Annotated in this window: 8 protein-coding genes; 2 read left to right on the forward strand and 6 right to left on the reverse strand. The window is 32.9% G+C overall.

Going from position 1 to position 7309, the window contains the following annotated elements; genetic code table 11:
* Both Q0616_RS00415 and Q0616_RS00420 read right to left on the reverse strand, forming a co-directional pair.
* Window positions 1-912: a glycosyltransferase family 2 protein gene (locus Q0616_RS00415; RefSeq protein WP_298774015.1), complete on the reverse strand. Its 912-nt coding sequence runs from the start codon at window positions 910-912 to the stop codon at window positions 1-3.
* A complete protein-coding gene (locus Q0616_RS00420; RefSeq protein ID WP_298774017.1) occupies window positions 899-2083 on the reverse strand; it encodes a glycosyltransferase in 1185 nt (394 codons plus the stop codon). The genes Q0616_RS00415 and Q0616_RS00420 overlap by 14 nt, the downstream gene beginning before the upstream one ends.
* Window positions 2084-2187: 104 nt before the next feature.
* Here Q0616_RS00420 and Q0616_RS00425 point away from each other — a divergent pair, with 104 nt between their 5' ends.
* Entirely contained in the window at window positions 2188-2703 is a 516-nt protein-coding gene (locus tag Q0616_RS00425) for a Smr/MutS family protein (RefSeq protein WP_171623120.1), read from the forward strand.
* Here Q0616_RS00425 and Q0616_RS00430 read toward each other — a convergent pair.
* The 4 genes from Q0616_RS00430 to Q0616_RS00445 all read right to left on the reverse strand — a co-directional run bounded on the left by Q0616_RS00430 (window position 2700) and on the right by Q0616_RS00445 (window position 5702).
* Entirely contained in the window at window positions 2700-3350 is a 651-nt protein-coding gene (locus Q0616_RS00430) for an alpha/beta fold hydrolase (protein WP_225541284.1), read from the reverse strand. The two genes, Q0616_RS00425 and Q0616_RS00430, sit on opposite strands and share 4 nt — an antisense overlap.
* A gap of 104 nt (window positions 3351-3454) precedes the next feature.
* Window positions 3455-4042 (reverse strand): NUMOD4 domain-containing protein, encoded by a 588-nt coding sequence (locus Q0616_RS00435; RefSeq protein ID WP_298774034.1) that lies wholly within the window; start codon window positions 4040-4042, stop codon window positions 3455-3457.
* Between the two features lie 221 nt (window positions 4043-4263).
* Window positions 4264-5028, reverse strand: a complete 765-nt coding sequence (locus Q0616_RS00440; protein ID WP_171623117.1) for a TIGR02757 family protein — start codon at window positions 5026-5028, stop codon at window positions 4264-4266.
* Window positions 5028-5702: an ABC transporter ATP-binding protein gene (locus tag Q0616_RS00445; protein ID WP_171623116.1), complete on the reverse strand. Its 675-nt coding sequence runs from the start codon at window positions 5700-5702 to the stop codon at window positions 5028-5030. Before Q0616_RS00445 ends, Q0616_RS00440 begins: the two co-directional genes overlap by 1 nt.
* A 284-nt stretch (window positions 5703-5986) precedes the next feature.
* On the opposite strand from Q0616_RS00445, the gene sucC reads away from it, so the two are divergent.
* Window positions 5987-7180 carry an ADP-forming succinate--CoA ligase subunit beta gene (sucC, locus tag Q0616_RS00450; RefSeq protein ID WP_225541283.1) on the forward strand — a complete coding sequence of 398 codons (1194 nt, stop codon included), beginning with the start codon at window positions 5987-5989 and terminating at the stop codon, window positions 7178-7180.
* The last annotated feature ends 129 nt before the right edge of the window (window positions 7181-7309 follow it).

A 7309-nucleotide genomic window follows, 5' to 3' on the forward strand; every position in this document is an offset into this window, starting at 1 on the left:
TTACTTTAATTTATAATAAACGAATGACAACGGATAAATCAAGATAGACAACATGTTGAAATGCTTCAATTCTTTGTTTATTTCTGAAAGATTTCTATGATTAATCATCGCATAGATTTGGTATCCAACTAAATTACGAATTAAAGTTTTGGGATAATGAAATAGTTTTGTTCCATAAGAATTTAAGAATGATTTATAACCTTCCATCAATCCAAATGTATTTTTACCTGTCCAACGTGTATTGGAAACAGAATGTTCATCTGTTTCGTCTAAATGATAGTTACGAACAACTTTATTCACAAACCTTGTTTTCACTCCATTTGCATCATAGGTATTGAAGAATACTGCTTGCGGAATGTAGCCTTTCCCTTGATAAATTGAATAATCGAAGTTTATCAACAATTGTTGATAAGTCTTTGTGATAAAAATCCCAAATTTATCACCACGTACTTTATGCTTGTAACGCATATCGAAAATAGATCCATCAAATCCATTATTTGGATACTCGTGACCAACTATTCTTCCGTCTTCAAACTGAGATAATCCCATCACGGATATAAACTCCTCTTGATTCTGAATTTGCTCAACTTCATCAAATAATAGTTGTAACGAATCTATGGGATAAGAGTCGTCCGAATCAACAATCATGAAATAAGGTGAAGTTACTTTCTTAATTCCTTCAAAAACCGTAATAAACTTATGCTGATTTTCGTTCCAAAAATATTCTATATCTAGTAAACCTTCAGATTTGAAGTGCTCAACAATTTCTTTGGTGTTATCCGTAGAACCATCATCCATAATGATCCATTTAAAATCTTTGAACGTTTGATTTTTCAACGAATCATACACACGCGGCAATGTATGCGCACGATTATACGAAGGTGTAATAATCGTTATTTTAACCTCGTTCATTTGCTAATTTTAATTGATATTGTTGTTCAAAAACCTCAGTTACTTGACGATAAATTTCATTTTCATCAAATTTAGTAGATGCTGTAGATGTGCCTTGTATAATTTTATTCACCAACTCTGGGTTAGTAAAAAATGATTTCATTGCTTGATACATTTCATCTTCATCATATTGAATCAAAACTCCATCAACTCCATCCTCAATCATCTCCGCTATTCCACCAACATTTGTAGATATAATAGGTTTACGCATACACATCACCTCTCCTATCACCAACGGATAAGACTCTGATTGTGTAGGTAATATAAAATAATCGGATGCTTTGATATAGGGATATGGGTTGGTCTGAGAATCCAATAATAAAAACGAGTTTTCAACAGCTAATTCCTTTTGTTGATTCTTCAAATTTTCCATTTCATTACCACCTCCAATAACTGCAATTTTATGATGAAACCCATCCTCTAATAATCGTTTATGAACTTTCATCAATGTATGATAGCCTTTGCGGTGATGCAAGCGCCCCATTGAAGAAAATACAGGTAACGTTGTTTCATAAGAATGCTCGAATAGTTCAGCTTTTTTAAGAACCTCCTCCACTTTTATCACATTATAAATTACGGTAGATTTTGGATACTTTACTTGATACAAATCATCAATCACTTGTCGTGTTTGTTTTGAACCAAAAATCATAAAATCAAAATGTTTCATTTTTTCAATTCTACTCAACACACGCTTTTGGTCTTTATCGTAACCAACATCTGTATGAAACCATCCTATTTTACGCGAGTTTTTATCTGGAGAATTCAATACCATATCAAATTCTGCATAACCTGGAGAAACCTCGATATCGTATTTTTCAGGAACTTTTAAGGCATATAATATTGAAGGAAATCGATCATAGACTTCTAATTTCAATCGGCGCCAAATCAGCTGCATTTTTTGAACAAAAGAATTAGAACTCATTTGTTCTTTTCCTTTTTCTACAACAATTACTTTTAAATCTGCTGGAATTTCTTTGACCAATTCACCTTGATATAAATTAAGCATCAATGTGAATTCGAATTTATCTTTCGGCAAGTTGCGCAATAAATCTAAAACTACTCTCGGAACTCCACCCATTTCTAACGAACGAAGCCTAAAAAGTACTTTTATTTTCTTAGGTTGATTTGACATTTGGTTAGTTTAATGGTCAAAAATACAACATTGATTTTGAATTGAATAATACAACAATCTAAAAACTCATAAAATAATTCTTAATTTTGCTAAAAATGTAGGAAATGTTCAAGATTGGAACGAAAGTTAAAGTGATAGATGATAATATTTCAGGGACAATTACCAAGTTAAAAGGTGATTTTGTCTACTTTAATGATGCGTTTGGTTTTGAGTATGAATATCATCAAGAAGAAATTATCAAAGCGATTGAAATTGATTATGATGAATACCGTGATGAGGAAATCAAAGAATTTTCGAAACCCAAATTCAAAACATTTCGCAAATCGCACCGTCATCCCTATTTAACACGAGAAGTTGATTTACATATCGAAAATTTGGTAGACAATTGGCGAGATTTGAACAATGCAGAAATCATACAAACACAATTGGATGTGGCACGAAATGAAGTAGAACGTGCAATGTTCGAAAGTCAAGTTCGGTTGATTTTGATTCATGGATACGGAAAAGGAATTCTAAAAAAAGAAATCACCGAATTATTGTATCGTTATACCAATATCGAATTCTATGACGCCTCATTTAAAGAATATCATGGCGACGCCATAGAAGTTAAATTTATTTAAAATCTTTTGATCCAATCCATCAAATCAAAATAATTTTGAGGAACAATCCCATGTCCACTTCTGTATTCATGGTATTCGTGTTTGATGTTCAAATCATTTAAAAATCCATCTCCCATTCTTCCCAAATCGATAGGTAAAACCACGTCATCTGTTCCGTGAGAAACAAAGAAATTTAAGTTCGAAAAATCGTTAGATGCATCTATTTCACCTATTATTTTATGTTCTGGATAACCACTTAAAATCGCGACATTCTTGATCTTTTCTGGATGATTCAACGAAATGGCATAACTCAAAATAGCGCCTTGACTAAAGCCCATTAAGGTTACATTCTTTTCATCTAGATTTTCTTGTTGAACAATCGTATCTATAAATTCAACCAATTTATTTCGAGATTCTATTGCCTGCTCTTCATCCATCCATTTTTCGTTGTTCACAAAATTAATATCATACCACGCATAACCTCCATAAACAAGATCATATCTTGCACGAACACTTACAATATGTGCATGCGGTGGTAAATCTTGCGCAAACGAAAACAAATCTTCTTCATTACTCCCATAACCATGAATCAGGACAAACAAAGGTGTTGCATCCGACTTAACAGCAGGTAAACGCTCGATATATTTTATACCATTTAATTCTTTCATTTCAACTTTATTTTGGATAAAAATACAATTTATATCAAACAAAAAACGATACTCGAAATAATTCAACTATCGTTTTCTAAACTAATCACTTGTATTTAATCTGATTAATCAACTTTTATATGCCCCCAATTTTCACCCGATTTTATTCGGTACAACTGCATTTCACTAATTCCAAATTGTTTGGCTATAATTCGTAACCTTGTTTTACGATTAGGATTGGCTAACATTTTCTTGATTCGAATAACATCAGTTGTAGTCAATTTATTACCATCCATCATTTGTCGAGTCTTTTTAGACTTTTCTTTTCCCTCTTCATAGTAAGGACTACTCATAAAATGTTCTCTAAATTCTTCTAATGTTGCCCATTTCAAATTAGTTACATTGTCATTGTCTTTTACAAAATCGAGGTGTAATAAATATTTTTGATCTTCTGTTGGTCGTGGTAAAAATTTTTCTGCAACGAGATGATAGATTAAATTTTGAGTATACTTTTTCTTCCCTAACTCATCTTTGTAACTGTATCGCAAGATTCGATAACCGTTGGTATAACTTCCTTTCAATAATCGACCATCTATTTCTATCCCCTCTTGAAAACTTACCAAGCGTCCAAAATTTGAAATAACATATCTATTTCGCAAGTTTCCTTTTAAATTAACTTCTTTAAATTCCTCTCCTACAAGTACCTTTACCATTTACTCTTATTTATCAATTAAATTAGGTTCCTCTAAAATAAACCATCTGAACGAAAATGAATGTTAAACGAGATAAAAATTAATCTTAAAATATCAGTTGTGTATTTTAAATTAAAATAAACAAAATGCACAACGGGTCTAAAATTTAAAATCAATGTTTTATTTACAAACACCAATCAAAATCTTGAAATATGCTAATTTACTTTATGATATTTTAACGATTAAAAGCCTTCAAAAACACCCAATCCAAATAGAGCAAAATCGTATTTCACAGGATCATTTGCATCCATTTCACGAAGTTTGCCATCTAATTCTTTCAAGGCTTTTGCATCATTTTGTTTTCGGGTCAACACCCCCAGTTTTCGCGCTACATTTCCTGAATGCACATCCAATGGACAAGAAAGTACAGCGGTTGGAATCGATTTCCATATTCCCAAATCTACCCCTTGTTTATCTGCTCTCACCATCCATCGTAAATACATATTAATGCGTTTTGCAGCAGAATTATTCAATGGATCTGAAATATGTTTAGTTGTACGAGGTAAATGTTCAATTTCAAAAAAAGTTTGTTTGAAATGCGATATCGCGACTTGCATAGAGTCTGAAGTTTGATGTTTCGCAAAAACCTGCTCCAACCCTCCGTGATGCTGATAAATATTGCGAAGCGATTGTATAAAAAATTTCAAATCATCGCTATTGAATGTTCTATGTACAAACCCATCTAAATTTTCTAAATCATTTTCAGAGAAATTCATCACAAAGTCATAAGGCGAATTTCCCATTAACTGCATCATTTTATTGGCATTATTGATAATCATTTTACGATTACCCCACGCAATTGTAGCAGCCAAAAACCCTGCAATCTCGATATCTTCTTTTACAGAAAACCGATGTGGAATCTGAACAGGATCAGAATCGATAAAATCTAACGTATTGTACTGAAGAACTTTTTCGTCTAAAAAATCTTTCAGTTCTTTTTTATTCATTATAATTCTGTTTGAAACATTCCGTCTGCCATCACCAATTTTCGATCGCACATATTCGCCAACTCTTCATTATGCGTCACAATCACGAAGGTTTGTCCAAACTCATCTCTCAATTTGAAAAATAAATCGTGTAACTCTTCTGCATTTTTAGAATCTAAATTTCCTGAAGGTTCATCTGCAAAAACAATCTTTGGTTGATTGATTAATGCACGCGCAACAGCCACACGTTGTTGCTCTCCACCCGACAATTGATTCGGTTTATGCGTCAAACGATGCGACAATCCTAAATACGACATCAATTCTTTGGCACGTTGTTCGGCATCCGCTTTTTTAGTTTTTTTGATAAAAGCTGGAATACAAATATTTTCTATGGCATTAAATTCGGGCAGCAATTGATGAAACTGAAAGATGAATCCAATATTTTCGTTTCGAAATTTTGATAAATCACGATCATTTAACTTGGTGACATCTTGTCCCGCAATTTGAATAGACGTATTATATTTCTTTGGTTCAGAACTTTTTTCAAGCGTTCCCAAAATCTGAAGTAAAGTCGTTTTACCAGCTCCAGAAGCTCCTACGATCGAAACGATTTCTTTTTCTGCAATGGATAAAGAAACATTTTTTAGCACTTCTAATTCACCAAACTTTTTGACAATATTTTCTGCTTTTATCATGAGGTAAAGATATAAATTATGTGTTAAGTCTTAAATCTGAAGTTCTAAGTTTTTTTAGCTTAAATTTTCATTCTACTTTTATGAAAGATTTTATAGTGTACAAAATACGATTAAAAAATCATATCCCATTTGTTTTGACTTGTTATATCATGAATAGTTGTATCTTGTACCATGCATATAACTAATTTTAATTGCTTTTTTCGTAGAAGCTGATAAAATTAATATGGCAAAATTTAGAATACATCAACAATATTTTTATTTTTGTAATTGAAAAATCAAAAAAAATGAATCTTCACGAATATCAAGGTAAAGAAATCCTTAGTAAATATGGTGTAAAAGTACAACGTGGTATCGTTGCTACTACACCAGAGGAAGCTGTAGAAGCTGCTAAAGCATTAACTGAACAAACAGGTACAGGTTGGCATGTTGTAAAAGCTCAAATTCACGCAGGTGGTCGTGGAAAAGGAGGCGGAGTAAAACTTGCTAAAAACTTGGACGAGGTGAAAGAAAGAGCAAACGATATTATCGGAATGCAATTAATTACACCTCAAACTTCTGCCGAAGGGAAAAAAGTACATCAAGTGTTAATCGCAGAGGATGTGTATTATCCTGGTGAATCTCAAACAGAAGAGTATTATGTATCTGTATTATTAGACCGTGCAACAGGTAAAAATATGATTATGTATTCTACAGAAGGTGGAATGGATATCGAGGAAGTTGCAGAGTCTACTCCAGATAAAATTTTTACAGAAGAAATTGATCCTACTGTAGGAATCCAAGGTTTCCAAGCGCGTAAAGTTGCTTTTAACTTAGGTTTATCAGGAAACGCATTCAAAGAAGGAGTGAAATTTATCACCGCTTTATATAACGCATATGTAGCAATTGATGCTTCTATGTTCGAAATTAACCCAGTTCTTAAAACATCTGACGATCAAATTATCGCAGTAGATGCGAAAGTTACTATCGACGACAACTCATTATTCCGTCATCCAGATATCGCTGCATTACGTGATACAAGAGAAGAAGATGCAACAGAAGTTGAAGCTGGTGAAGCAGGATTAAACTTCGTGAAATTAGACGGAAACGTAGGATGTATGGTGAATGGAGCTGGATTAGCAATGGCAACTATGGATATCATCAAATTATCTGGTGGTAACCCAGCTAACTTCTTAGATGTTGGTGGTACTGCTGATGCTGAGCGTGTAGAGAAAGCTTTCCGTATCATCTTAAAAGACGAAAACGTAAAAGCAATCTTAGTGAATATCTTTGGTGGTATTGTACGTTGTGACCGTGTTGCTCAAGGTATCTTAGATGCTTACAAAAACATGGGAGACGCGATCAATGTTCCGATCATTGTTCGTTTACAAGGAACAAATGCTGAAGTTGCAAAACAAATGATTGACGAATCTGGATTACAGGTTCACTCTGCAATCACTTTACAAGATGCAGCGGATAAAGTAAAAGAATTATTAAACTAAGCTTTAGTTTAATCACAATATCTAAAACTCTCAAAGGTAACTTTGGGAGTTTTTTACGTTTTAAATTTCTTTTCTTTCTTACTGACACTTTTTTATTCATGACTTATCTATTTTAATTATTGGTATTCA

Origin of the sequence: uncultured Empedobacter sp. (assembly GCF_937930195.1) — a bacterium.
GTDB classification, from domain to species: domain Bacteria; phylum Bacteroidota; class Bacteroidia; order Flavobacteriales; family Weeksellaceae; genus Empedobacter; species Empedobacter stercoris.